The 22,944-nt window shown below is 51.5% G+C and carries 21 protein-coding genes; 11 read left to right on the top strand and 10 right to left on the bottom strand.

Annotation, left to right across the window (positions count from 1 at the left end):
* Positions 1-35: 35 nt before the first annotated feature.
* Positions 36-566 carry a hypothetical protein gene (locus tag ABD836_RS06445; protein WP_344933664.1) on the top strand — a complete coding sequence of 177 codons (531 nt, stop codon included), beginning with the start codon at positions 36-38 and terminating at the stop codon, positions 564-566.
* Positions 567-582: 16 nt separating this feature from the next.
* Here the strand turns inward: ABD836_RS06445 and mscL are convergent, their stop codons facing one another.
* A complete protein-coding gene (gene mscL, locus ABD836_RS06440; protein WP_344933662.1) occupies positions 583-1,038 on the bottom strand; it encodes a large-conductance mechanosensitive channel protein MscL in 456 nt (151 codons plus the stop codon).
* A 343-nt stretch (positions 1,039-1,381) separates the two neighbouring features.
* Here mscL and ABD836_RS06435 point away from each other — a divergent pair, with 343 nt between their 5' ends.
* Complete coding sequence (locus ABD836_RS06435) at positions 1,382-2,191, top strand: hypothetical protein (protein ID WP_344933659.1); 810 nt, start codon at positions 1,382-1,384, stop codon at positions 2,189-2,191.
* Between the two features lie 40 nt (positions 2,192-2,231).
* On the opposite strand, the gene ABD836_RS06430 is transcribed toward ABD836_RS06435, so the two are convergent.
* Positions 2,232-2,621, bottom strand: a complete 390-nt coding sequence (locus ABD836_RS06430; protein WP_344933656.1) for a hypothetical protein — start codon at positions 2,619-2,621, stop codon at positions 2,232-2,234.
* A 280-nt stretch (positions 2,622-2,901) separates the two neighbouring features.
* Between ABD836_RS06430 and ABD836_RS06425 the strand changes: the two genes are divergently transcribed.
* Both ABD836_RS06425 and ABD836_RS06420 read left to right on the top strand, forming a co-directional pair.
* Positions 2,902-3,672, top strand: coding sequence for an SDR family NAD(P)-dependent oxidoreductase (locus ABD836_RS06425; RefSeq protein ID WP_344933653.1), 771 nt, complete (start codon positions 2,902-2,904; stop codon positions 3,670-3,672).
* A gap of 16 nt (positions 3,673-3,688) precedes the next feature.
* Entirely contained in the window at positions 3,689-4,633 is a 945-nt protein-coding gene (locus tag ABD836_RS06420; RefSeq protein WP_344933650.1) for an alpha/beta hydrolase, read from the top strand.
* Positions 4,634-4,781: 148 nt separating this feature from the next.
* Here the strand turns inward: ABD836_RS06420 and ABD836_RS06415 are convergent, their stop codons facing one another.
* Both ABD836_RS06415 and serA read right to left on the bottom strand, forming a co-directional pair.
* Positions 4,782-5,153 carry a hypothetical protein gene (locus ABD836_RS06415; RefSeq protein ID WP_344933648.1) on the bottom strand — a complete coding sequence of 124 codons (372 nt, stop codon included), beginning with the start codon at positions 5,151-5,153 and terminating at the stop codon, positions 4,782-4,784.
* Between the two features lie 47 nt (positions 5,154-5,200).
* Positions 5,201-6,427, bottom strand: coding sequence for a phosphoglycerate dehydrogenase (gene serA, locus ABD836_RS06410; protein WP_344933645.1), 1,227 nt, complete (start codon positions 6,425-6,427; stop codon positions 5,201-5,203).
* A gap of 92 nt (positions 6,428-6,519) precedes the next feature.
* Here serA and ABD836_RS06405 point away from each other — a divergent pair, with 92 nt between their 5' ends.
* Together ABD836_RS06405 and ABD836_RS06400 are read left to right on the top strand one after the other, a co-directional pair.
* The gene (locus ABD836_RS06405) at positions 6,520-7,929 is read left to right on the top strand and encodes an FAD-binding oxidoreductase (protein ID WP_344933642.1); all 1,410 of its coding nucleotides are present in this window, start codon (positions 6,520-6,522) and stop codon (positions 7,927-7,929) included.
* Positions 7,930-7,944: 15 nt separating this feature from the next.
* Entirely contained in the window at positions 7,945-8,610 is a 666-nt protein-coding gene (locus ABD836_RS06400; protein ID WP_344933639.1) for a fumarylacetoacetate hydrolase family protein, read from the top strand.
* Positions 8,611-8,660: 50 nt separating this feature from the next.
* On the opposite strand, the gene metF is transcribed toward ABD836_RS06400, so the two are convergent.
* The 6 genes from metF to ABD836_RS06370 all read right to left on the bottom strand — a co-directional run bounded on the left by metF (position 8,661) and on the right by ABD836_RS06370 (position 14,323).
* Positions 8,661-9,500, bottom strand: coding sequence for a methylenetetrahydrofolate reductase [NAD(P)H] (gene metF, locus ABD836_RS06395; RefSeq protein ID WP_344933636.1), 840 nt, complete (start codon positions 9,498-9,500; stop codon positions 8,661-8,663).
* A 130-nt stretch (positions 9,501-9,630) separates the two neighbouring features.
* Positions 9,631-11,007 (bottom strand): adenosylhomocysteinase, encoded by a 1,377-nt coding sequence (gene ahcY / locus ABD836_RS06390; RefSeq protein ID WP_344933633.1) that lies wholly within the window; start codon positions 11,005-11,007, stop codon positions 9,631-9,633.
* Positions 11,008-11,025: 18 nt separating this feature from the next.
* Positions 11,026-11,421 carry a four helix bundle protein gene (locus ABD836_RS06385; protein ID WP_344933630.1) on the bottom strand — a complete coding sequence of 132 codons (396 nt, stop codon included), beginning with the start codon at positions 11,419-11,421 and terminating at the stop codon, positions 11,026-11,028.
* Positions 11,422-11,494: 73 nt separating this feature from the next.
* Positions 11,495-12,703 carry a methionine adenosyltransferase gene (gene metK, locus ABD836_RS06380; RefSeq protein ID WP_344933627.1) on the bottom strand — a complete coding sequence of 403 codons (1,209 nt, stop codon included), beginning with the start codon at positions 12,701-12,703 and terminating at the stop codon, positions 11,495-11,497.
* Between the two features lie 36 nt (positions 12,704-12,739).
* Positions 12,740-13,762, bottom strand: a complete 1,023-nt coding sequence (locus ABD836_RS06375; RefSeq protein WP_344933625.1) for an ArsR/SmtB family transcription factor — start codon at positions 13,760-13,762, stop codon at positions 12,740-12,742.
* A gap of 123 nt (positions 13,763-13,885) precedes the next feature.
* Complete coding sequence (locus tag ABD836_RS06370; RefSeq protein ID WP_344933623.1) at positions 13,886-14,323, bottom strand: low molecular weight protein-tyrosine-phosphatase; 438 nt, start codon at positions 14,321-14,323, stop codon at positions 13,886-13,888.
* A 219-nt stretch (positions 14,324-14,542) separates the two neighbouring features.
* Here ABD836_RS06370 and tkt point away from each other — a divergent pair, with 219 nt between their 5' ends.
* The 5 genes from tkt (at position 14,543) to ABD836_RS06345 (ending at position 22,942) form a co-directional block, all read left to right on the top strand.
* Positions 14,543-16,540, top strand: coding sequence for a transketolase (gene tkt / locus ABD836_RS06365; RefSeq protein ID WP_344933622.1), 1,998 nt, complete (start codon positions 14,543-14,545; stop codon positions 16,538-16,540).
* The gene (locus ABD836_RS06360) at positions 16,540-17,547 is read left to right on the top strand and encodes a type I glyceraldehyde-3-phosphate dehydrogenase (RefSeq protein ID WP_344933620.1); all 1,008 of its coding nucleotides are present in this window, start codon (positions 16,540-16,542) and stop codon (positions 17,545-17,547) included. The genes tkt and ABD836_RS06360 overlap by 1 nt, the downstream gene beginning before the upstream one ends.
* A gap of 63 nt (positions 17,548-17,610) precedes the next feature.
* Positions 17,611-18,780, top strand: coding sequence for a phosphoglycerate kinase (locus ABD836_RS06355; protein WP_344933617.1), 1,170 nt, complete (start codon positions 17,611-17,613; stop codon positions 18,778-18,780).
* A 96-nt stretch (positions 18,781-18,876) separates the two neighbouring features.
* Positions 18,877-19,935, top strand: coding sequence for a class II fructose-bisphosphate aldolase (gene fba / locus ABD836_RS06350; protein WP_344933615.1), 1,059 nt, complete (start codon positions 18,877-18,879; stop codon positions 19,933-19,935).
* A gap of 874 nt (positions 19,936-20,809) precedes the next feature.
* Positions 20,810-22,942: a TolC family outer membrane protein gene (locus ABD836_RS06345; RefSeq protein ID WP_344933613.1), complete on the top strand. Its 2,133-nt coding sequence runs from the start codon at positions 20,810-20,812 to the stop codon at positions 22,940-22,942.
* The last annotated feature ends 2 nt before the right edge of the window (positions 22,943-22,944 follow it).

The following is a 22,944-nucleotide window of genomic DNA, read 5'->3' as shown; positions in this document are numbered from 1 at the left end:
CTGGTTTTGGCTTGCTGCAATACGTGGAGATATTAATGCGCGCATTTTTGCCGCTAGGTTTAGTATTCGCTTTTATTGTGAGTCCGTTGGTGCACGCCGAATGTGCTTATCCCGATAGTGATCGTGGCGAAGCCCCTGCATGGTTGTGCGGCGTCGATGAATATGAGGGCGCGGGATTCTTGGCTGTCGGCGACAAGAGTCGTATGCCCTCAATTTCATTACAGAATCGCTTGGCGGGCAAAGCGGCTATGACCGCGGTCGTGGTGGAAATACTCGCTTTTGCTAGGGCTGAACTACAGGCAGAATTGCCTGAAACATTGATTTTAGCGGAGCAGGGCGGCGTAAAGTGGTCGCAAGTAGCGCATTTTAAGGGAATTCGCGTCTTAGATAAGGTCGTTAGTCCCCAGCGTCACCTCTATGTGTTGGCCGGCGTCACGCCGGAGCTGAAAGCGAGCATGGTCCAAACTGCACGCCATCAAATTATGCTCGCCAATAAAGCGCGAATCATCGCTGTATTAGGGCAAGATGGCTGGCGTAAGTTGAATGCGCCAGCCGCCGTTCTCTGAGTGCCGTTTAGGCGTACTAGCTATCGCTTAGCTCTGAAGTGCAATGCGGGCAGCGGCTGGCTTTAATTGCTATTTTTGACAGGCAGTGAGGGCAGTCTTTGGTCGTTGGCGCAGCAGGTGCGGCTTCTTCTTCTTTTTGCATATTGTTAATGCCTTTGATCAGCATAAATACGGCAAAAGCGACAATTATAAAACTAAAGACTGCGTTGAAAAACACGCCGTAATTAATTGTTACTGCCCCTGCGCTTTGCGCTGCCGCGAGGTTGGCGTAAGGTCCGGCGACGGCACCCTCTTTTAGGGTCACGAATAAATCGGCAAAGTCGACCCCGCCCAATAGCAGACCGATTGGCGGCATGATGACATCTGAAACCATGCTTTTTACGATGGTGCCAAAGGCGCCGCCGATAATAATACCCACGGCCATATCGACAACATTGCCGCGCATGGCAAATTTCTTAAATTCAGTCAGCATCGCCTTGCCTCTCTCTTTCAGTTGATTTTTTATTAACCAGGCCACGGTGAGCCTAGTTTATGTATAGATGGGAATGAGGGGCTTCGCCAGCTAGTGCCTATGACTGAGATTATGTGGCGCAGGGCGCTCGGTACTATTTTGGGGCTTGTCGCGGTAAGGCTTGGTTTTGTTGTGGGCGTCTTTGGTGCGTTTGAGGCTTGTTGTTGAATATGTGTTATCTGATCATCGTTAAATACCGCTGAGGGCCAGTGCTGGCGGCGAGTCTAGGGGCGTCGGTGAATCTCGGCGTCATTTTTGCTTGTATGAGGCAAGGTCATCACCGTCAACCCTGAAACAGGCATTAATGATGTTTATATCTTCTCGAAATATTCGCCGCTCTTTCGCTATTGCACTTACGTTTGGTGCAATCGCTGCGCAAGCGGCTACGCCGCTCTCGGATTTGTACAGCGCAGTACCTAAACCGCCGGCCAGTGCCGCCGAGGCGCTCACCTGGATTAGTGAGGGCGAAATTGTGCACCCGAAGTATGTTGAGGTCGCCGCGGCATTAGCCGCTGAGCGGGCCCGTATTGCGGAGTTGAATGGCGGAAAAGCACCTGAGGCAAGCGTTACTGTGCCTAGCTCTGTTTCTGACAGCGCCGAGGTTCAGGCGGCCGCGCGTAGTTATGCGAGTTATCTTGCCAAAAACCAAGGTGCCGAAGCGCCTGAGGCGGTGCTCGGCAAACGCAAACGTTGGCTGCAAGCCGCGTTTGGTCAAAATCAAATGCAGATCGCCAAGGCGATGACATCGTGTGATACCCCATGCACTGATGCTGCGGCGATTGATGCGAATAAGTCACTTATCAATCGCCGGGATTATGAATTGAAAACCGAAATTCGCGCCTGGAACGCCATGTTTGATGATTGGAAGACCAAACGATTTTCTGTGGTCATTCCTGCGGATTCAAGCATTGGGCCAACGGCTGGCGGCAGCGCGGCAAGCACTGCGGAAGGTCGGTCATTGATGGCGAGCTACCAAGCCGCTATTTTAGATGAGGTAGAACTACTGCTCTCGATTTCCAAACTATGCGTGTTGCGCGCAGAGGCCATCATCAAAGGCTTGGATGGTTCAGAGCCAGACGGTATTAGCGGCGCGAGTAAAAAAGCGGCTAAATAAGCTTGTGCTTCATCGGCGGCCTAAACGTGGGTCGCCTTAATTATCGGGCGTAGCGAATGGTCAGCGCGGTTGCTACGCCCCACACGGCATTAATGACGAGCACTAGAATTGGGGTGTATAGACCTAATTCTATACCGCCTAAGCCTTTATAGGCTTGAGGGAAAATCAGCAATAGCTGAACTGCCGTCGGAAATAAGCTTAATACAAGGCCTTTGCTGAATGGCCGCGAAGCCAGCATCGGCAAGATAAACAGCAAACCCCAAATCCCTCCCCACACGATGCGCGGATATAGCCAGCTTGGCGTCAGGTTTGGCGCAATCGCAATGCCAAGGCGCGCCGTTATACCTTGATCGCCCAACAACCAAATGGCGAGACTATTGATTAAGGCGCCAAGGCAGCCTGCCGCAAAAAATATCAGTAATTTTCTCATTTGTGTCCCTATTGAAAAGCGCATTGGTGCGCCATGTCAGTTTTGTATGAACTTGGTGATTTTTGCCGCCTTACGATTGAGCGCATAGTAACTGAAATTAGATTATTCGGCGTGGCATGACTGTAGCAATTAGCCGCTGTCTTACCATTTAGTAATCGCTTGGTGGTATCCGCGTAGCGTAATAAGGGGCAAAATGACGGCTGTATAGTGGTGTTTGTGGTCGCGCTAGGTTTTATGCCTAGACCGTTGCGGCGTTTACTCGATAATAATGGCAGCAGAAATGACGACTGAATTGAGAACAGAAATTGCCTTAATAACAGGTGCCTCGGCGGGCATTGGTAAAGCCTTCGCTGAACAATTAGCGCCGCGCTGTAAGGCGATGGTGCTGGTTGGTCGAGACAATGAAAAGCTCGCGGCCTTGAGCGACGCACTGCGTCAAGATGGCCTGACGATTTATTGCTTGGCGCTGGATTTGAGCTCAAATATTGGGGTGGCGCGGGTGATGGAGGCGATTCGTCAAAAAGGCCCTATCACCTTGCTGATAAATAACGCGGGTTTTGGCAGTGTTGGCCGTTTTGCCGAGGCCGATCTTGATGTGCAACAGGCGATGGTGAACTTGCACTGCAACGCCACGCTGGCGCTGTGCCGAGCGGCACTGCCGTATATGAAAGAAAGTGGTGGCGGTCGCATTATTAACGTTTCGTCAATGGGTAGCTTTTTTCCCCTAAAAAACTCGGCGGTGTATGGTGCAAGCAAGGCATTTCTCAATGCTTATTCGGAAGCACTGCAACTTGAGGTGCGTCGCGATGGTATTAAAGTGCAGTGTTTGTGCCCGAGTTATACGCGCAGTGAGTTTCACCAGCGCGCGGCTTTTGACGGTTTTGATAACAGTAAAGTCCCAGAGGAAATGTGGTGGAGTGCGGCAGACCTTGTAAGTTATAGTTTGGCTGAGCTCTACAGTGATAATGCTAATGTGATTTGTATTCCGGGTGAAGATAGTCGCCAATTGGTTTATCAGTGCTTAATCGCGTCGGCAGAAAAATTCAAATAACGAGAGTAGCCCTATTATGAAGTGGTCGCCCGAGCTGGATCTTCAGAATATTCCCGACTTGCCCGCGATTGATGTCAATGCCGACATCGCGGCGCTGCCTTGGGCGCAGAGTTACAGCGCGTATTACGGTATTGATTTTGGGCAGCAGTACGTTGGTTTAAAACATCTGTTTGGCAGCTTTAATAGCGCCGGTGAGCGTATTGCCGTGCAGGTGTTTGTATTGCCCGATGCGCATAGCACCGCCTTTGTCTACCACGGCTACTATGATCACGTGGGCTTGTTTAATAATGTGATCAACTATTTTTTAAAGCACGGTTATTCGGTTGTGGCGTACGATCTGCCCGGTCATGGTTTGTCGAGTGGCGAGCGCGCGGCGATCGACGATTTTATGCGCTATCGGCAAGTGTTGAGCGATGCATTTACGGTGGTTGCCGATTTTAATTTACCCGCGCGCCGCGTTGCCTTGGCTCAGAGTACCGGCTGTGCGGTACTGATGTCACATTTACTTAGTGGGGGCGAAGCAGATTTTGAGCATGTGGTGCTACTAGCACCGCTATTAAGACCTTGTGACTGGTGGTGGGGTAAGCCTGCTCACGCAGTGTTAAAGTATTTTATCAAAGGCTTGCCGCGCAAATTTGCCGATAACTCTGACGACCAGGTTTTTCTGGAGTTTCTCCGTGAGCGCGATCCCTTGCAAGCTAGAACCCTGCCAGTTAGCTGGGTAGGCGCGCTCAAAAAATGGCAGTCCTGGTTTCTGAAACAAACGCCGGTGGCGAGCTCAATACTGATCCTGCAAGGCGACGCCGATGAAACCGTAGAGTGGCGTTACAATCTGCCGCGCATTCAACAGAAATTCCCAAACGCCAAGGTAGTCTTTGTGCCCGGCGCTCGTCATCACTTAGCAAAAGAGGGTGAAGCGTATCGGGAGAAATTGTGGCAGGCCTGCGATGACTATCTTTAGGCGCTAAATGCTTGACGGGAGACGGTATACGCAAAAAATAGAGAGGCGTGACAGTAACATTTAGTCATACCTGCGAATGCAGGTATTCATGTGAGCGAAGCGAATGCTTCTAAGCGTTTCCCATCTCCCGTCAAGCGCCTCCCGCAACTCAACCCACCGACGGCGGTGTGGTATTCGCTACCCATTCCCACCACTGGTGCTCACCTTCTGGCTTATCCATGTCTTGGCAGCGATGCACGTCCCAGGTTACTAGGTAATCTGGGTTACTAATCGCTTCGCCGTCGCCAGTTTTGTAATTACCCGCCGGCGCAATAAACCACGGTGAGGTTGAAGAGGGGATGGTGAATTCTTCTTCGTCACTCTGGCGCAGGGTTATGCCGTCTTTGGCGGTTACCCGCACCACGGTGCCAGCCAGCATGCGCTGTTGAAGGGTGTCGCCATTAATATCGTAATAACTAATGCCGACTAGCGCGCGTTTGTCGAGCAGTGCGGCGAGTTCGGCGTTTAAAATATCAGACATAAATGGCGTTGCCCTTGCAGTTTCTGCCGCTTAGCGCGGCAGGTGGTTTAGAACAAGACGCGGCAGCGAATAGTGCCTTTCACGTCTAGCAGTTTTTCTACCGCAAATTCGCTAGAGGCTTCATCAATATCGATAACGACATAACCCACTTTTTCACTGGTCTGCAGGTATTGGCTAGAGATATTGATGTTGTTCTCAGAAAAGATCAGATTGATCGCGCTGAGAATGCCGGGCACATTGTGGTGAATGTGCAGAATACGGTGCTTGCCAGGGTGGGCCGGTAGTGCCACTTCAGGGAAGTTGACCGACGAGGTGCTGGTGCCGTTGTCTGAGTACTTGACTAGTTTGTCGGCGACTTCCATGCCTATATTCAACTGGGCTTCCACGGTGGATCCGCCAACATGTGGCGTCAAAAACACATTGTCGAATTCACGCAACGGCGAAATAAACTCGTCGCTATTGCTGCGTGGCTCTTCAGGGAATACGTCGATGGCAGCGCCAGCGAGCTTGTTGTCGCGCAGGGCGTTAACGAGTGCATCGATGTCGACCACGGTGCCGCGGGCAGCGTTAATTAAAATCGCGCCAGCTTTCATCTGCGCGAATTGATCTGCGCCCATCATCATCTGGGTAGACAGTGTTTCGGGCACGTGCAAGGTGACGATATCGGAGGTGGCTAGCAGTTCGCCCATGCTGACTTGGTGGGCATTGCCGAGGGGCAGTTTGTTGACCACGTCCGTAAAGCACACTTCCATGCCCAGGCTTTCAGCGATAACCGACAGCTGCATACCAATGGAGCCGTAACCGATAATACCGAGGCGCTTGCCACGAATTTCGTAGGAGCCAACAGCCGTTTTCATCCACTCACCGCGGTGAGCGGCGGCGTTTTTCTCGGCTAAGCCGCGCATTAATAAGATTGCTTCGGCAATCACCAGCTCGGCAACCGAGCGGGTGTTAGAAAACGGCGCGTTAAATACGGCAATCCCGCGCTCGGTGGCGGCTTGCAGGTCAACTTGGTTGGTGCCTATGCAAAAGCAACCTACTGCGATCAGCTTTTTAGCTTCATCCAGCACTTCAGCGGTGAGCTGGGTGCGTGAGCGGATGCCGACAAAGTGGGCGTCCGCTATTTTTTGCTTAAGCTCCTCGTCGGGAAGGGCCTTTTGGTAGTAGTCGATATTGGTATAGCCGGCCGCGTGTAGGGCATCGACAGCGGACTGGTGAAGTCCTTCCAATAGCAGGAATTTGATTTTGGCTTTGTCGAGGGATGTTTTTGCCATGAATTTGCTAGCCCCACTCTGAGGTAAAGTGAAAGCGCAGTATGTTATCATATTCCACTTTCCCAAGTGCGATTCTGAGAGGCATTTTTACCATGTCGGCAAGCCAAATACCGTCCTCCGCTAACGTAATTAAAGACTTGCAAGCCATTGTGGGCGAGGACAAGGTGCGCAGCGATGCTGAAATCCTCCTCAGCCACGGCCGCGACTGGACCAAAGTCCACACGCCGGCGCCGCTCGCGGTGGTTTTTCCCCGCACTGCGGCAGAGGTGCAAGCCATTGTTCAGTTGGCCAATAAGCTCGAGTTCGCAATTGTGCCCTCGGGTGGTCGTACCGGTCTGAGTGGTGGCGCGGTCGCCGCTAACGGTGAAGTTGTGGTGTCCTTCGACTATATGAGCCATATCAGCGACTTTGATCCCATTGACCGCACGGTGGTTTGTCAAGCTGGGGTAATTACCGAGCAATTGCAGGACTTTGCCGAGGAGCGCGGCCTATTTTATCCGGTTGACTTCGCTTCGGCGGGTTCCTCACAGATTGGCGGCAATATCGCGACCAATGCCGGCGGCATTAAGGTTATTCGCTACGGCATGACCCGTGATTGGGTGGCTGGCCTGAAAGTTGTTACCGGTAATGGCGATTTGCTGGAACTTAATCGCGGCCTGCTAAAAAACAATGCTGGCTACGATTTGCGGCAGCTCTTTATTGGCGCCGAAGGCACCTTGGGGTTGATTATTGAAGCGACCATGCAATTGACCCGTCAGCCCAAAAATCTCACTGCCTTTGTATTGGGCGTGGAAGATTTTAACGGGATAATGAATTTGTTTAATCGCTTTCAGGCCGAAATGGACTTGACTGCGTTTGAATTCTTCTCAGAACAAGCGCTGCAAAAAGTGGTTGCCCACAGTAAGGTCCCGCGGCCATTTGAGTCGACCTGTCCTTATTACGCATTATTGGAATTTGAATGCCTTAACGATGAAGTCGAAGCGCAGGCCATGGCCTTGTTTGAAACGTGCGTGGAAGAGGGTTGGGTCAGCGACGGCGTGATGAGTCAGAGTCTGGAGCAACTGAAAAATCTGTGGCGCCTGCGCGAGGATATTTCTGAGACGATCTCGCAGTGGACCCCGTATAAAAATGACATCTCCACCATTATCTCGCGGGTGCCGAATTTCCTTGAGGCGGTGGAGTCACTCGTAACGGCGCAATACCCAGATTTTGAAATTATTTGGTTCGGCCATATTGGCGACGGCAATTTGCATCTGAATATTCTCAAACCCGATGACTTAGATAAAGAAACCTTCTTTGCGCAGTGCGCTAAAGTGAGTGTTGGGGTATTTGAAATTGTTGAGAAATTTGGCGGCAGCGTATCGGCAGAGCACGGTGTGGGGCTGTTGAAAAAAGACTATTTATCTTATTCGCGTTCGGAAACTGAAATTGCCTTAATGCGCCAAGTGAAACACGTGTTTGATCCAAAGGGGATCATGAACCCTGGCAAAATATTCGACTAAGACGGAGTTTCGTTGATGAATTTGTATCGCCATAGTTTTATTGACGACACTGAGTTTGCTGCCTCGCCGGGCAAGCTGGTGTGTGTAGGACGCAATTACGCTGAACACGCCAAGGAGTTGGGTAATGATATACCCGACACGCCATTGCTGTTTATGAAACCTGCGACGGCGATGGTGGCGATGGCGGAACCATTGCAATTGCCTGCGGGCGACGGCAGTTGTCACCACGAGTTGGAGTTGGCCCTGTTGATTGGGCAGCCCCTTAGTCGCGCGGCGCCAGACCAGTGTCGAGTTGCGATTGCAGGAATTGGCTTGGCCTTGGACTTGACCTTGCGCGATGTTCAAACCGAATTGAAAAAGAAAGGGCAGCCCTGGGAGCGCGCTAAGGCGTTTGATGGCGCAAGTCCCTTGTCGGCATTTATCCCCTTTGATTCGGCCTTAGATTTTTCTAGCCTAACATTGCGTTTAACCCGCAATGGTGGCGTGCAACAATTAGGTAGCTGCGGTGATATGTTGTTTTCTGTAGAAACCTTGCTCAGTGATATCAGTCACAATTTTAGCCTTATGCCGGGCGACGTTGTATTGACGGGTACGCCTGCTGGCGTTGGCCCGTTGTGCAGGGGCGATCACTTGCTGTGTGAACTAGACGGTTTGCTGAAAGTGGAGACGATGGTTCTTTAGTGGGATAAAAAGTGAGGCGGCGCTGGTGGTGCCTCACTTAATACTTGCTGCTACTTGGCTGGATGCGAACTCATTACCGCTTCAGCAATACGCTTAATTGGCTCAACCTGATTCATACTGTAAAAATGAATTCCCGGTGCGCCGCCTTCCATTAAAATATGGCATAGCTCGCTAACAAACTCCGCGCCAAATTCAATGATACTTGCTTGGTCATCACCGTAGCCATCAAGCTTTTGCGCTAGCCAGCGCGGAATTTCAGCGCCGCAGTTGCGAGAGAAGCGCGCGAGATTAGCGAAGTTAGTAATTGGCATAATGCCGGGGTAAATCGGCTTGTCGATGCCCGCTTTTTCGCAGTCTTCTAAGAAGTAAAAATACGCGTCGGCGTTAAAGAAGTATTGGGTGATGGCGCTATTGGCACCAGCATCCAATTTTGCTTTCAGAAAATTGATATCAGCCTGATGATTTTTGGCATCGGGGTGAGTTTCTGGATACGCGGCCACTTCTAATTGAAAGTGATCGCCGGTGTGCTTGCGAATAAATTCCACTAGCTCTTTGGCGTAAACCTGACGCGTTGCACCCATGCCAGATGGGATGTCACCACGCAGTGCGACAATGCGATCTATACCTGCGGTCTTGTAGTCATTGAGCAGTGTCAGAATCTCAGATTCTTCGTCACCACCAAAAGACAAATGCGGCGCAACAGATAGGCCTGCTTGCTTGGTTTCTAAAACGATATCGCGGGTATTGTCGCGAGTTGAGCCTCCGGCGCCGTAAGTCACTGAGAAAAACTCAGGATTCAAGGCGGCCAATTGGCTGCGAGTGTCTTTTAACTTCGCCCGACCAACTTCGGTTTTTGGGGGGAAGAATTCAAAGCTGTAACGGTTTGCCATGATGTGTTCCGGTAGTGTGTTCTGAGCGTCGAGCTTTTTTGTTTGTTAACGCCGCTCGGCTAAATGCTAGACGGGAGATGGGAGACGCTAAAAATTCGCGTTTACCGTCTCCCGTAAAGCGTCTCCCGCTTTAGTACTTATAACTCTCAGGCTTAAATGGACCTTCAACGGGTACGCCAATATAGTCTGCTTGAGTTTTGCTGAGCTGGGTCAGCACGCCTCCGAAGCCGGCTACCATGTGGGCGGCTACTTCTTCGTCTAATTTCTTGGGCAGTACTTCTACGGTAATGGCGTTAGCTTTGAAGTTAGCTTCTAAATCGGCGAAGCGACGCTCGTAAAGGTAAATTTGTGCCAGTACTTGGTTGGCGAAAGACCCGTCCATGATGCGGCTGGGGTGGCCAGTAGCGTTGCCGAGGTTAACCAAGCGGCCTTCTGACAAGAGTATTAGGTGGTCGTTAGCGGCTTTGTTGCGGTAAACCAAGTGTACCTGTGGTTTAACTTCTTCCCACTCCCAGTTTTTACGCATAAAGGCGGTGTCGATTTCATTGTCGAAGTGACCGATGTTGCACACCACGCAGCCATTTTTCAGGGCTTTGAGCATATTAGAATCGCAAACATTGACGTTACCGGTGGTGGTAACCAGTAGGTCGGTGTTGCCGAGCACTAAGGTATTTACACAGGCTTCGCTGCCATCGTTTATGCCGTTGTTGTAAGGCGAAACAACTTCGTATCCATCCATGCAGGCTTGCATTGCGCAGATGGGATCGACTTCGCTGATTTTAACAATCATGCCTTCCTGGCGCAGGGATGCTGCAGAGCCTTTACCCACATCGCCGTAGCCAATGACTAAGGCTTTTTTGCCAGATAAGAGGTGATCGGTGCCGCGCTTGATGGCATCGTTCAGGCTGTGGCGGCAGCCGTACTTGTTGTCGTTTTTAGACTTGGTCACTGAGTCGTTAACGTTAATGGCGGGTACTTTTAGCTCGCCCTTCGCCATCATCTCTTGGAGGCGGTGAACACCCGTAGTAGTTTCTTCAGTGATACCGTGAATGCGGTCCATCATCTGTGGGTATTTTTGGTGAAGCAGACCAGTCAAATCGCCGCCATCATCCAATACCATGTTGGCATCCCACGGCTGGCCGTCTTTTAAAATGGTTTGCTCTAGGCACCACTCATACTCTTCTTCAGTTTCGCCTTTCCAAGCAAATACTGGAACGCCCGCAGCGGCAATTGCCGCGGCAGCGTGGTCTTGAGTAGAGAAAATATTGCACGACGACCAGCGCACTTCTGCACCCAGCTCAACCAAGGTTTCAATCAAAACCCCAGTTTGAATTGTCATGTGAATACAGCCCAAAATCTTGGCGCCAGCCAGTGGCTTGTCAGCGCCGTATTTTGTGCGCATGGCCATCAGCGCCGGCATTTCACCTTCGGCAATACTGAGTTCTTTGCGGCCCCAAGAAGCAAGGGAAATGTCGGCGACTTTGTAGTCGGTGGAAATGTTGGTCATGGTGTATACCTCTATAAGCTAAATGCTGGACGGGAGACGGGAGACGCAAATGCGCTCACTTGGTACTCGCCCGAAGTCGGTTATTAATGCAGCTAGTTTCGCAAAAACGCGTTCAAGACCTGGCTGCCAATTTTCTTGCTCGTTTATATAGCCTAGTTGTGTGGCTATGATTATTTGTGTTTCTAACTCTGCTAGGGATCCCCTAGCGATATACAGGAAACGCAAAAAGTCTTTGTCTGATCCGCGGGCTGCACCTTCTGCGATATTGCTCGGAATACTAATGGCCGAGCGTCGCATCTGGCTGATAAGCCCGAATCGTTCATCCTGCGGAAACATTGTGCTGAATTCATAAGCATGATGAACCAGTGCCACAGAGTCCTGCCAAACATCCATTCGTATATGCCGCCGTTCCATGGCAACCCTCCAAATAGTTTTGAGCGGGGTTTAGGCTTTTGCGTATACCGTCTTCCGGCCAGCCTCTCCCGCGCTATAAAGCTGCTTTCAAAGCCTCCGCGCGATCAGTCTTCTCCCAGCTAAATGCGGTCGCAGTCTCAGATTTCTGTTCGCCATTTTCTTTAAAGTTATACGTTAGCTCGTAAGGATCGCGACCAAAGTGTCCGTAGGCTGCAGTGGGTTGGTACATTGGGTGGGCCAGATCCAGCATTTTGGTGATGCCATAGGGGCGCAGGTCGAAGACTTCGCGTACTGCGGCAACCAGTTTGGCGTCGCTGACTTTGCCGGTACCAAAGGTGTTGATTGAAATTGAGGTGGGTTCAGCAACGCCAATGGCATAGCTCACCTGAATTTCGCAGCGGTCGGCAAGACCGGCGGCAACAATGTTTTTGGCAACATAGCGGCCAGCGTAAGCTGCGCTACGATCAACCTTAGAGGGGTCTTTTCCGGAGAAGGCGCCGCCGCCGTGGCGAGCCATGCCACCGTAGGTGTCTACGATGATCTTGCGGCCGGTCAGGCCGCAATCGCCAACGGGGCCGCCAATGACGAATTTGCCCGTTGGGTTAATGTGGTATTGGGTGCCAGCGTGAAGCAATTCGGCTGGAATGACATGTTTAATAATTTCTTCACGCACCGCTTCTTGCAGGTCTTTTTGCGAGATCTCAGGGTTGTGCTGAGTAGACAGTACAACGGCATCTACCGCGACGGGTAGGCCATTTTCATAGCGCAGGGTAACCTGACTTTTAGCGTCTGGGCGTAACCAAGACAACACGCCGTTTTTGCGCAAGTAAGCCTGACGCTCTACCAAACGGTGAGAGTAAAACAGCGGCGCAGGCATCAGCGACGGGGTTTCATTGGTGGCGTAGCCGAACATTAAGCCTTGGTCGCCAGCGCCTTGATCTTCTGGGCGAGCGCGGTCGACACCTTGGTTGATGTCAACTGACTGCTTGCCGATGGCGTTTAATACCGCGCAGCTGGCGCCGTCAAAACCAACGTCTGAGCTGTTGTAGCCAATGCCAGTGATCACGTCGCGGATAATGTCTTCTAGGTCGACGTAGCACGAGGTCGTGACTTCACCGGCAACAATCGCCATGCCGGTTTTAACCAGTGTTTCTACGGCAACGCGGGCGTGTTTGTCGCGGGCGATAATCGCGTCGAGTACGGCGTCAGAAATCTGGTCGGCCATTTTGTCGGGATGTCCTTCAGACACCGACTCCGAGGTAAAAATACTGTATTCAGACATGGTTGCAAAAGTCCTCTGCTAATTGCCGACGCGGTTTCAGGCGCTGGGGTTCGGGGTAGGTAAGGTGTAAGGCTCGGCTTTAATAAATTGCCGAACCTGTACGCGAAAGCCATTAAGCTGGGCTAAATAGGCCGCGGCGCCGTCTTGTAATCCGTTGGCCGCTGCCCACTCACTTAAATCATCGGGTTCAAAACCCAGCCACATATCGCCGCAGGCTTCTCTGGCCCAGCTTTGATCGTGGCGACATAAATCACTAACGCAAAATAGGCCGCCGGGTTTCAGTAAGCGGGCGGCGTCTTTGAATATGTCGGCGGGTGACGGTACATGGTGTAAGACCATATTGCACACCACGCAGTCAGCGCTATTTGGCTGTAGCTGCTCGCTGCGGCTGTCGCCTAACACCAGCTCTACGTTTTCCAGCGCCTGTTGGTTTACAAATTCTCCGGCGCGATTCAGCATCGCTTGGGCATTGTCTACCGCGACGACCTTGGTGTAATAAGGCGACAACTCCGCTAAAAATGCGCCTTCGCCAGGGCCAATCTCAATGGCGAGCTCACCGCCTTGGTTCTGGCTGCTGCGCAGTAATTCCATGCAGCTGTGTCCGTAGACATTAAAGGCGACCATTTGCTCTTGCTGCTCGCCAAATTCACTGGCGTGCTCGGCAAAAAAAGCTTGGCAACGTTCGGCGCGCTCGGCGTAGACCTGCTCTAAGCGGTGCTGCTGATCAAGATCCAATTGAATGAGATCGGCGCTGCTGTGTAAGGCGTCGTGTAGCGGCGCTAAATCGGCGAGAGCGGGGGCGTAACTGCGGCGATAAAACAGGCTATTGCCTTCGCGGCGCTTGGTAATTAAACCCGCGGAAGTCAGGGTTTTGAGATGGTGGCTCATGCCAGATTGCCGACAATCGAGAATGTGGCAAAGCTCCTGGACCGAGTAGGCGTCGCGACTTAGTACCCGCAAAACCTGCAGGCGCAACATATCGCTACCGGCTTTGCAGAGTTGCAATAGCTGGTCGTTGCTCGCAGAAATCGCGGTATTGGTCGGGCTGGCAGAATTCATGCCGCGCAGTGTAGCAGGCTTTTTATCTATATCAAAATATATTGATATAGATTTTGACTGCCGTCCGAGGCTAGCTCTCAGTCTCTTGGGTGTCCGGCGTCAAGTATTCGACGTCCGGCAGGTTTACAGGTACTTAAGCCAATCGTTGGTGAATTGGTCGATCTGCCCGTAAACGTGCTCAAAAGCTTCCGCGCTTTTACGGTAGGGGTCGGGTACCGGTTGGTTTTGCGACCATTTGCCCAGTAAAAAGGTTTTGCCGCTGACTTGAGGGGCGAGTTCGGTGATGCCTTTAATGTGGCGCTGCTCCATCACTAGAATCAAGTCGGCTTTTAATAGCAGTTCTGCGGTAACTTGCCGAGCGGAGTGATCACTGGCGTCGACGCCGTTCGCGGTAAGTATTTTACCTGCGCTGGGGTCGATGGGTTTGCCCACTAAGGCGCCGAGCCCAGCGGAGTGAATTGTCACGCCAGGTTTGTCGGCAAGCTTGTGTTTGAGCAAGTATTCCGCGGTGGGGCTGCGGCAAATATTGCCGATACACACCATTAATATATTGTTGAACATGGAGTTTGTGACCTGAATCGTTCCTTGAGCCGCTGATTTTCGCTGTCAGCCGCGATTGTTGCAAGCATAGTGGGCTAAAGACGCAGTAAATTGGCCATTTTTACGGTTCTGCCATTTGCTGTCTGCGCGCCACTAGGGGAAAATACCGCCTCTTTGCTGTCCGCTTAAGTCCGTGCGTAAGTTCATACTTAAGTTACCAACTCGATCTAGGAGCCACCGATGCCCTCACGTAGTGATCTCGCCAACGCTATTCGCGCCCTAAGTATGGATGCTGTTCAAAAAGCCAAATCTGGTCATCCCGGCGCACCAATGGGTATGGCAGATATCGCCGAAGTCTTGTGGCGCGACTATTTAAAACACAACCCCAATAATCCTGAGTGGGCTAACCGTGACCGTTTTATTTTATCCAACGGTCACGGTTCAATGTTGATCTATTCGCTATTGCACCTCAGCGGTTACGATCTGAGTATTGAAGATCTGCAGCAATTTCGTCAGCTACACAGCCGCACGCCGGGTCACCCAGAATACGGTTACACCCCTGGTGTTGAGACCACGACGGGTCCCTTGGGGCAGGGCTTGGCTAACGCCGTGGGTATGGCAGTGGCTGAAAAAGTATTAGCGGCGCAGTTTAACCGTGATGGCCACGATATTGTTGACCACTACACCTACACCTTTATGGGTGATGGCTGCATGATGGAAGGTATCAGTCACGAAGTGTGTTCGCTGGCGGGCACCTTGGGTCTTGGTAAGTTAATTGCTTTCTACGACGATAACGGTATCTCCATCGACGGTGAAGTTGAAGGCTGGTTCACCGACGACACCCCAGCGCGTTTTGAAGCTTATGGCTGGCATGTTATTCCTGCGGTAGATGGCCACAACAGCGCTGAGGTTGCGCGTGCTATAGACGCGGCGCGGGAAGAGACTGGCAAGCCTACGTTGATCTGCTGTAAAACCGTGATCGGCAAAGGCTCGCCGAACAAACAAGGTAAGGAAGAAAGCCACGGCGCGCCACTAGGCGATGCTGAAATCGCATTGACTCGCGAGAGCTTGGGCTGGGCACATGGCCCGTTCGAGATTCCAGAAGATATTTACGAGGGCTGGAATGCTCAAGAAAAAGGCAAGGCAGCCGAAGCATCTTGGGACGACGCCTTTGCCAAATACGCGGCAGCTTACCCAGACTTGGCGGCTGACTTTAGTCGGCGTGTTAAGGGTGACTTGCCCGCTGATTTTGCCGAGAAAGCCACTGCTTATATAGCGCAGTGCCAGGCAGAGGGTAAAGAGGTCGCAACCCGCAAGGCGTCACAGCTGTGTATCGAAGCGTATGGCGCTATGTTGCCAGAATTGTTTGGTGGTTCGGCTGATTTGGCCGGTTCCAACCTGACGTTGTGGAGTGGCGCAAAAGCCATTGATGCCAAAGATGCTAGCGGCAACTACCTGCACTACGGTGTGCGCGAATTTGGTATGTCTGCGATGATGAACGGCATCGCTCTGCACGGCGGCTTCGTTAACTACGGTGCAACCTTCTTAGTGTTTATGGAATACGCTCGTAACGCCGTACGCATGGCCGCGATTATGGGCCAGCGGGTGATTCACGTTTATACCCACGACTCCATCGGCCTAGGCGAAGATGGCCCAACTCACCAGCCAATCGAGCAAATTGCCAGTCTGCGCGGCACCCCCAATATGTCACTGTGGCGGCCCTGCGATATGGTTGAATCTGCGGTGGCATGGAAGGCGGCGTTGGAGCGTGCCGATGGCCCAAGCGCGCTGATCTTTACTCGTCAGGGTTTACCTCATCAGCAGCGTGACGCCGAGCAGCTGGCGAATGTCGCGCGCGGCGCTTATGTATTGAGTGACTGCGAAGGCGAGGCCGAAGCCATTATTATTGCTACCGGCTCCGAAGTGAAATTGGCCATGGCTGCTCAGCAAGTATTGGCCGCTAAGGGCAAAAAGATTCGCGTCGTGTCTATGCCGTCAACGGATGTGTTCGACAGCCAAGACGGCGATTACCGCGAGTCAGTTTTGCCGAGCAATATTCCAGCGCGGGTTGCAGTAGAGGCGGCTCACCGCGACTACTGGTACAAATACGTGGGCTTGGATGGCCGCATCATTGGTATGGATAGCTTTGGCGAGTCAGCACCTGCTGAAGCCTTGTTTGAATACTTTGGTATTACCACTGACGCCGTTGTTGATGCGGTTGAGGATTGCCTGAGCTAATGCTACGACTGGCCATAAACGGATACGGCCGCATAGGGCGCTGCGTATTGCGCGCCCTGTATGAATCACCGCTGCGTGACAGTATGCAGATCGTCGCGATTAATGAGCCGGCCGATCTCGCGACTATTGCGCATCTGACCCGCTACGACAGTACTCATGGCCGCTTTGCGGGCAAGGTTGAGTATCGTCATGGCAGTTTATTGGTGAACGACGATGTTATCGCCGTGAGCCATCACGAAGATTTGAATCAGCTCGACTGGACTCGTCATAATATTGATGTAGTGTTGGAGTGCTCGGGGGTGGTGAGTCGCTACTCGGACCTTGAGGTGCATATAGAGCGGGGCGCGCGCCATGTATTGCTATCGCAACCCGGTGAGCCCGGTACACCGACTATTGTTTATGGTTTGAATCACGGTGAGTTGGATGCAGAGCAGCGCATTGTGTCGAACGCCTCGTGCACAACCAATGGCATTGTGCCGGTGATTGACGTGCTCAATAAGGCCTTTGGCGTTCGCTCGGGCTGTATTACCACTATTCACTCAGCAATGAACGATCAGCCGGTACTGGACGCCTATCATCACACTGATTTGCGTAAAACCAGAGCGGCTGGTTTGTCGATGATTCCGGTCGACACCGGTTTGGCTGCGGGAATTGGCCGTATTATTCCTGAGCTGGATGGCTGTTTTGCGGCGCGTGCGGTGCGTATTCCTACCCACAATGTGTCTGCCATGGAAATGACCGTGAGCCTTGAGGCCTCGGTTAGCGCGAGTGACGTGAATGCGGCACTGCAAATGGCGGCACAGGGACGTTTAAGCGGCATTCTTGGTTATAGTGACGAGCCATTAGCGTCTTGCGATTTTAACCATGACCCGCGCTCGGCCATTGTAGATGCAGGGCAGACCCGGGTAGTTGGTGATTTGGTGAGTATATTTAGTTGGTTCGACAATGAATGGGGTTACGCCAACAGGATGTTGGACGTGATCGCGCATTGGTTGAAAGAAGCTTGATTACACTTTTTGTTAAATAACGTTCGACTCGGTAGGGTCGTCAGAAAAGGCAGGGAATTGAGAATGGCAGTCATTAAAATGAGCGATGTGGATCTCGGTGGTAAACGAGTATTGATTCGTGAAGACCTTAATGTACCAATCAAGGATGGTAAAGTAAGTTCCGATGCGCGTTTACGCGCGGCGCTGCCAACATTGAAGCTAGCCTTAGCCGCAGGCGCTCAGGTGATTGTTATGTCGCATCTCGGTCGCCCTACCGAAGGCGAGTTTGAAGAGCAATACTCGTTAAAGCCGGTGGCTGATTATTTGAGTGAGGCTCTGGGCCAGAGCGTTGCTCTGCTGAGTGATTGGCAGAGCGGTGTCACCTTGGCCGATGGTCAGTTGGCGTTGCTTGAGAACGTGCGCTTTAACAAGGGTGAGAAAAAGGACGAAGAGTCCTTGGCCAAAGCCTATGCTGCGCTCTGTGATGTGTTTGTTATGGACGCCTTTGGCACCGCGCACCGCGCCCAGGCATCAACTCACGGTGTTGCTAAATTCGCGCCAATCGCCTGCGCGGGCCCGCTGCTTGCCAGTGAGTTAGAAAACCTAGAGCGTGCCCTCGCAAATCCGGCGCGACCTTTTGTGGCCATTGTTGGTGGCTCGAAGGTTTCAACAAAACTCACTGTACTCGAGACCTTGTCTGACAAAGTTGATCAGCTTATTGTGGGCGGCGGCATTGCCAATACCTTCTTGGCGGCAGCGGGCTTGAATGTCGGTAAATCCCTGTGCGAACACGATTTAATTCCCAAGGCGAAGGCCTTGATGGAAAAATGTCATATTCCTTTACCAACAGATGTGATGACCGGTAAAAAGTTCGACGAAAAAGAACCTGCTACGCTGCGTCCAGTAGAGTTTGTTGGCGACGACGATATGATTTTTGATATCGGCCCGGTTTCGGCTGCATGCTTGGCTGAAATACTGAAACAAGCTGGCACAATCATTTGGAACGGTCCGGTCGGCGTCTTCGAATTCGATCAATTTGCCGACGGCACTGAAGAAATCGCCAGAGCAATTGCTGAATCACCGGCTTTCTCCATTGCCGGGGGTGGTGATACCCTTGCTGCTGTCGATAAATTTGGTATTGCCGATCAGGTGTCGTATATCTCAACCGGCGGCGGTGCATTTTTGGAATATGTAGAAGGCAAAGTATTGCCAGCAGTAGCGATGCTTGAAGCGCGCGCTAAACAGAGCGTCTGATGTCTGGGGTTTGACGTCTGGCGTGGTTTTATCGTCAGACATCCGACTCCCGAGGTCTGGCCAAACGAATTATTAATGAGTTAAAAGGAAATCACCATGGCACTTATCAGCCTACGTCAAATGCTGGACCACGCTGCCGAATACGGTTATGGCGTTCCGGCGTTTAATGTCAATAATCTGGAACAAACCCGCGCCATTATGGAAGCTGCACGTGCTACTAATAGCCCGGTGATCATGCAGGCTTCTGCGGGTGCGCGCAAATACGCAGGTGCACCGTTTTTACGTCATATGATTTTGGCGGCGATTGAAGAGTTTCCTGAGATTCCGGTGGTTATGCACCAAGACCATGGCACCAGTCCCGCTATTTGCCAGCGTTCAATGCAGCTCGGTTTTAGCTCGGTAATGATGGACGGCTCTTTGCTTGAAGACGGCAAAACTCCTGCCGAATACGACTATAACGTTGACGTTACGCGTCGCGTTGTTGATATGGCGCACGCCTGTGGCGTGTCTGTTGAAGGTGAGTTGGGTTGCCTCGGGTCGTTGGAAACCGGGCAAGCTGGTGAAGAAGATGGCGTTGGCGCTGAGGGTATTCTGTCTCACGAGCAGATGCTTACCGACCCAGAAGAGGCGGCTGACTTTGTGGCTAAGACCGGCGTAGATGCCCTCGCTATTGCCTGTGGCACCAGTCACGGCGCTTACAAATTTACCCGGCCACCCACTGGCGATATTCTGGCAATTGATCGTATTAAAGCCATTCATGCCCGCATTCCTGGTACTCATTTGGTTATGCACGGTAGCTCTAGTGTGCCTCAAGATTGGTTGGCCATTATTAATGAATTTGGCGGCGAAATTCCAGAAACCTACGGTGTGCCCGTTGAGCAAATTGCCGAAGGTATTAAGCATGGCGTGCGCAAAGTGAATATCGATACCGATTTGCGTTTGGCATCAACAGGTGCAATTCGCCAATTTATGGCGAAGAACCCCAGCGAATTCGACCCACGTAAATACCTGCAAGAAACCATTAAAGAAATGAAGGCAATTTGTATTGCCCGTTACGAAGCGTTTGGTACTGCCGGCAATGCATCAAAAATTAAACCAATGAGCCTCGAGGCCATGTACTTGGAATACGATTCAGGTCGTTTAAGCCAGAAGTAATACTACCGAACAGAGGCGGCAGCCATGCTGCCTCTGTTTAACGCCGATAGCTTGGCGCAGTGCAAACATCCCCGCTTGATCGCCAATCTCCAGTTTACCTCACCCTTATTTCTTCTTGTTCTGTGTATACGAGCTGAGCCTGTTCCGCGGACGTCGGATAGCAGGTCACACTAAAGCGCCCTTTGCTTTGTTGCCTGTTTTGCAATCTGAACTTTACCCCGACTGGGTAAGCGCCTAATTTCCCTCTTTTGAAGCTAGTGGCTCGACTATATTAGTATGGAGGCTGGATTAAAGGGAGTGGCTTGGCAGATGCGGCGCTAGTCATTTATTTTGCAGCGTCGCCAATTACTGCGATGACTGGGAGTGCATCGGCCTGTGATCGAAATCGTTGCCTCGCAGCTTGGATGAACGATTATTTGCTGAAGCCGTTCGGAAAGAGGCCGTTATTGGCTATGTTGGCCAAATATACTTTGTAGAGCGTCAGGGACACTTGAGAGGGCGATTTGAGCGAGTGCGGCGTCTACGGTTGTAATGTTTTAAGAGTAGCGAGTTGCCGCCGTTGTTGTGATTATGATTAAACACTATGGGTGTTTGCTTGAGGCTATCTAGCCCTGCTGCTTAACTGCACTTTTGATTTGTTGATGTGTTCTAGTGTTGTGGGCGTGGTTTATGATGCAGCGCTAGCTTGTTGATAAGGCTTGCATATAAACGCAGTCCTTGCTTCACTAGTTTATGGTGTGAGTATTGTCAGGTCTACGCGAGCTTATTAATAGTGGCTTTTTATGTGGCGGGGCTAAAGCTCGACGACCGCTGATTCAGGCAATGAAGTGCCGTGTGTCGTGTATGTTAACTCAAAGCTAAGGTCTAGCTCGTGATGAAAAAAATTAGTTTAGCCTGTCTATTTGGTGTGTGGGCTGTTGCTGGGCAAGCTCAGTCGCTGGATATACAAGACTTTGTTTCTGATACCATTAGCGCGAATCCGCTAGTGCTTGAGCAGCTGCATATTTTCCGCCAAGCGAAGCAGGACCAGACTATTGCTACTAGCGGCTGGCGGCCCAGCATTGATTTATATGCAACTGGTGGTCGAGTTGAGAGCGAGGCGCCTACGGCCGCAAGCACGCCAACAGCTTTGGAAAATAATTATTCCAGTAACCAAGCGGAGCTGTCGTTAACGCAAAACCTGTTTAATGGTTTTGATACCGTCAATTACTCTAATCAAGCGGATGCCCGAGTGCGCGCAGCGCTCTACCACCTTTACGATACTGCCGATAATATTGCGTTGGAGGCTGTTAAAGCTTATCTCGAGGTGATGAAGCAGCAGCGTTTATTTGAATTAGCTGAAGAAAACCTCCTTTCCCATGAAGAAACTTTAGGCAAGATCACGCGCCGTAGCCAATCGGGTGCTGGTCGACGCTCGCAGCTTGAGCAGACAGAGGGTCGCGTCGCGCGGGCGCGAGCAGGCGTTATTGCTCAGCGCAATAACCTCGAAGATGCGCTAACCGAGGCGCATCAGTTGCTTGGCCGTTATATTCGCCCCAATGAGCTTGCCGAGCCGAGTTTACCCGCTCATCCTGAATTGTCACTCGAGGGCATGACGGATGTCGCGCTTGTTCGCAATCCAGCAATGACGGTAGCGAACTCGAACATTGCTGCCGCCATCTACGATGAAAAGCGCACTAAAAGCAAATATTACCCCAAGCTGGATTTACGTTTTGCCCAGCAAGTGGGTGAGGACTTGAATGGTATTCCTGGGGACACCGACGAGGGCAGTGTCGCGCTGACACTGCAGTACAATTTCTATAATGGCGGCGCAGACCGCGCTGAACAAAAGAAAAAAATCAGCGCAGTGCATGAGCATCAGCAGTATGCCGCGCGGGTTCGCCGGCAGATCATTAATACGCTTCGCCTGGCATGGATGGGCGATAAATACTTGCAGGAGCAGCTCACATATCTGCGCGAACATGTCATTCAGTCGCAAAAAACGATGGTTTCCTACCAAGAAGAATTCTTTATCGGTCAGCGAGACCTTATAAACTTACTTGATGCTAAAAATGAGCTAAATAGTGCACAGAATACCTATATTAGCGCCTACTTCGATGCGCTAGCGGCACGGTTTCGCATTTTAGAGGCCTCGGGTGAGTTGTTTGAAGGTTTGCGTCTTAAGCCGGTAATTGAAGAAGAAAACCTGCGTATTGCCCGACTGGAAGCGAAAGGCCGGGATCGATTGCCGCTCAACGATAATATTGATAGCGATACAGAAATTGATAACAGCGACCACTGTGATAACAGTCTTCGCGGCCTTACCGTAAATGAATTCGGTTGCGCGATAGCGCAAACTGAGCCGGTGAAATCGATGGCTGCGCAAGTAGGCAATGCTGCCCCGCAACCGGTTAACGACACGGTGATTATCAAACAAAACGATGTTGTAGAAATCAGTCGGGCGTCGCTGCTAGCGAATGATACCGATGCCAATGGCGATTCGCTGACAATAAAAGCTTTTTCCCAACCTGCCTTAGGTAAGCTCGCTGTAAATGCGGATAATAATTTGGTTTACCGTGCGGCAGAGGGTTTTATTGGCAGCGACACCTTTACGTATGTTGTTGACGATGGTCAGGCGACCGCATTAGCAACGGTCACTTTAGTTGTGAACGACCAGACTGAGATCGATTTTTCTAAAACATATTATGTAAACTTTGAATTTGACGATACAGCCTTAACACCGGCGTCATACGCTACAACCAAGCGCATAATTAATGCCTTGCGGCTTAAACCTGATGTGGTCGTAGAGGTGTCCACCTACACCGATAGCGTGGGTTCGAATGCATACAACCGTCGCCTCTCTGGACGGCGAGCAGAAGCGACTAAGCAGCTGCTGTTAAAGGAAGGTATATCAGCCAGCCGCATTTACACTGTTGGCCGTGGTGAAGAGGAACCTTTAGCTGATAATGCCACTAGTGATGGCCGGGCAATAAACAGGCGAGGTGAGTTTCATTTTATTGGGGGGTAGGT

Origin of the sequence: Zhongshania borealis (assembly GCF_039539625.1) — a bacterium.
GTDB lineage: Bacteria > Pseudomonadota > Gammaproteobacteria > Pseudomonadales > Spongiibacteraceae > Spongiibacter > Spongiibacter borealis.
This window is presented reverse-complemented; position numbering and strand designations above follow the sequence as displayed.

What these genes read in the sequence shown, in the direction of transcription:
- ABD836_RS06445 (WP_344933664.1), top strand. Translation starts at nt 36, where the DNA reads ATGCGCGCATTTTTGCCGCTAGGTTTAGTATTCGCTTTTATTGTGAGT.
- mscL (WP_344933662.1), bottom strand. Translation starts at nt 1,038, where the DNA reads ATGCTGACTGAATTTAAGAAATTTGCCATGCGCGGCAATGTTGTCGAT.
- ABD836_RS06435 (WP_344933659.1), top strand. Translation starts at nt 1,382, where the DNA reads ATGATGTTTATATCTTCTCGAAATATTCGCCGCTCTTTCGCTATTGCA.
- ABD836_RS06430 (WP_344933656.1), bottom strand. Translation starts at nt 2,621, where the DNA reads ATGAGAAAATTACTGATATTTTTTGCGGCAGGCTGCCTTGGCGCCTTA.
- ABD836_RS06425 (WP_344933653.1), top strand. Translation starts at nt 2,902, where the DNA reads ATGACGACTGAATTGAGAACAGAAATTGCCTTAATAACAGGTGCCTCG.
- ABD836_RS06420 (WP_344933650.1), top strand. Translation starts at nt 3,689, where the DNA reads ATGAAGTGGTCGCCCGAGCTGGATCTTCAGAATATTCCCGACTTGCCC.
- ABD836_RS06415 (WP_344933648.1), bottom strand. Translation starts at nt 5,153, where the DNA reads ATGTCTGATATTTTAAACGCCGAACTCGCCGCACTGCTCGACAAACGC.
- serA (WP_344933645.1), bottom strand. Translation starts at nt 6,427, where the DNA reads ATGGCAAAAACATCCCTCGACAAAGCCAAAATCAAATTCCTGCTATTG.
- ABD836_RS06405 (WP_344933642.1), top strand. Translation starts at nt 6,520, where the DNA reads ATGTCGGCAAGCCAAATACCGTCCTCCGCTAACGTAATTAAAGACTTG.
- ABD836_RS06400 (WP_344933639.1), top strand. Translation starts at nt 7,945, where the DNA reads ATGAATTTGTATCGCCATAGTTTTATTGACGACACTGAGTTTGCTGCC.
- metF (WP_344933636.1), bottom strand. Translation starts at nt 9,500, where the DNA reads ATGGCAAACCGTTACAGCTTTGAATTCTTCCCCCCAAAAACCGAAGTT.
- ahcY (WP_344933633.1), bottom strand. Translation starts at nt 11,007, where the DNA reads ATGACCAACATTTCCACCGACTACAAAGTCGCCGACATTTCCCTTGCT.
- ABD836_RS06385 (WP_344933630.1), bottom strand. Translation starts at nt 11,421, where the DNA reads ATGGAACGGCGGCATATACGAATGGATGTTTGGCAGGACTCTGTGGCA.
- metK (WP_344933627.1), bottom strand. Translation starts at nt 12,703, where the DNA reads ATGTCTGAATACAGTATTTTTACCTCGGAGTCGGTGTCTGAAGGACAT.
- ABD836_RS06375 (WP_344933625.1), bottom strand. Translation starts at nt 13,762, where the DNA reads ATGAATTCTGCCAGCCCGACCAATACCGCGATTTCTGCGAGCAACGAC.
- ABD836_RS06370 (WP_344933623.1), bottom strand. Translation starts at nt 14,323, where the DNA reads ATGTTCAACAATATATTAATGGTGTGTATCGGCAATATTTGCCGCAGC.
- tkt (WP_344933622.1), top strand. Translation starts at nt 14,543, where the DNA reads ATGCCCTCACGTAGTGATCTCGCCAACGCTATTCGCGCCCTAAGTATG.
- ABD836_RS06360 (WP_344933620.1), top strand. Translation starts at nt 16,540, where the DNA reads ATGCTACGACTGGCCATAAACGGATACGGCCGCATAGGGCGCTGCGTA.
- ABD836_RS06355 (WP_344933617.1), top strand. Translation starts at nt 17,611, where the DNA reads ATGGCAGTCATTAAAATGAGCGATGTGGATCTCGGTGGTAAACGAGTA.
- fba (WP_344933615.1), top strand. Translation starts at nt 18,877, where the DNA reads ATGGCACTTATCAGCCTACGTCAAATGCTGGACCACGCTGCCGAATAC.
- ABD836_RS06345 (WP_344933613.1), top strand. Translation starts at nt 20,810, where the DNA reads ATGAAAAAAATTAGTTTAGCCTGTCTATTTGGTGTGTGGGCTGTTGCT.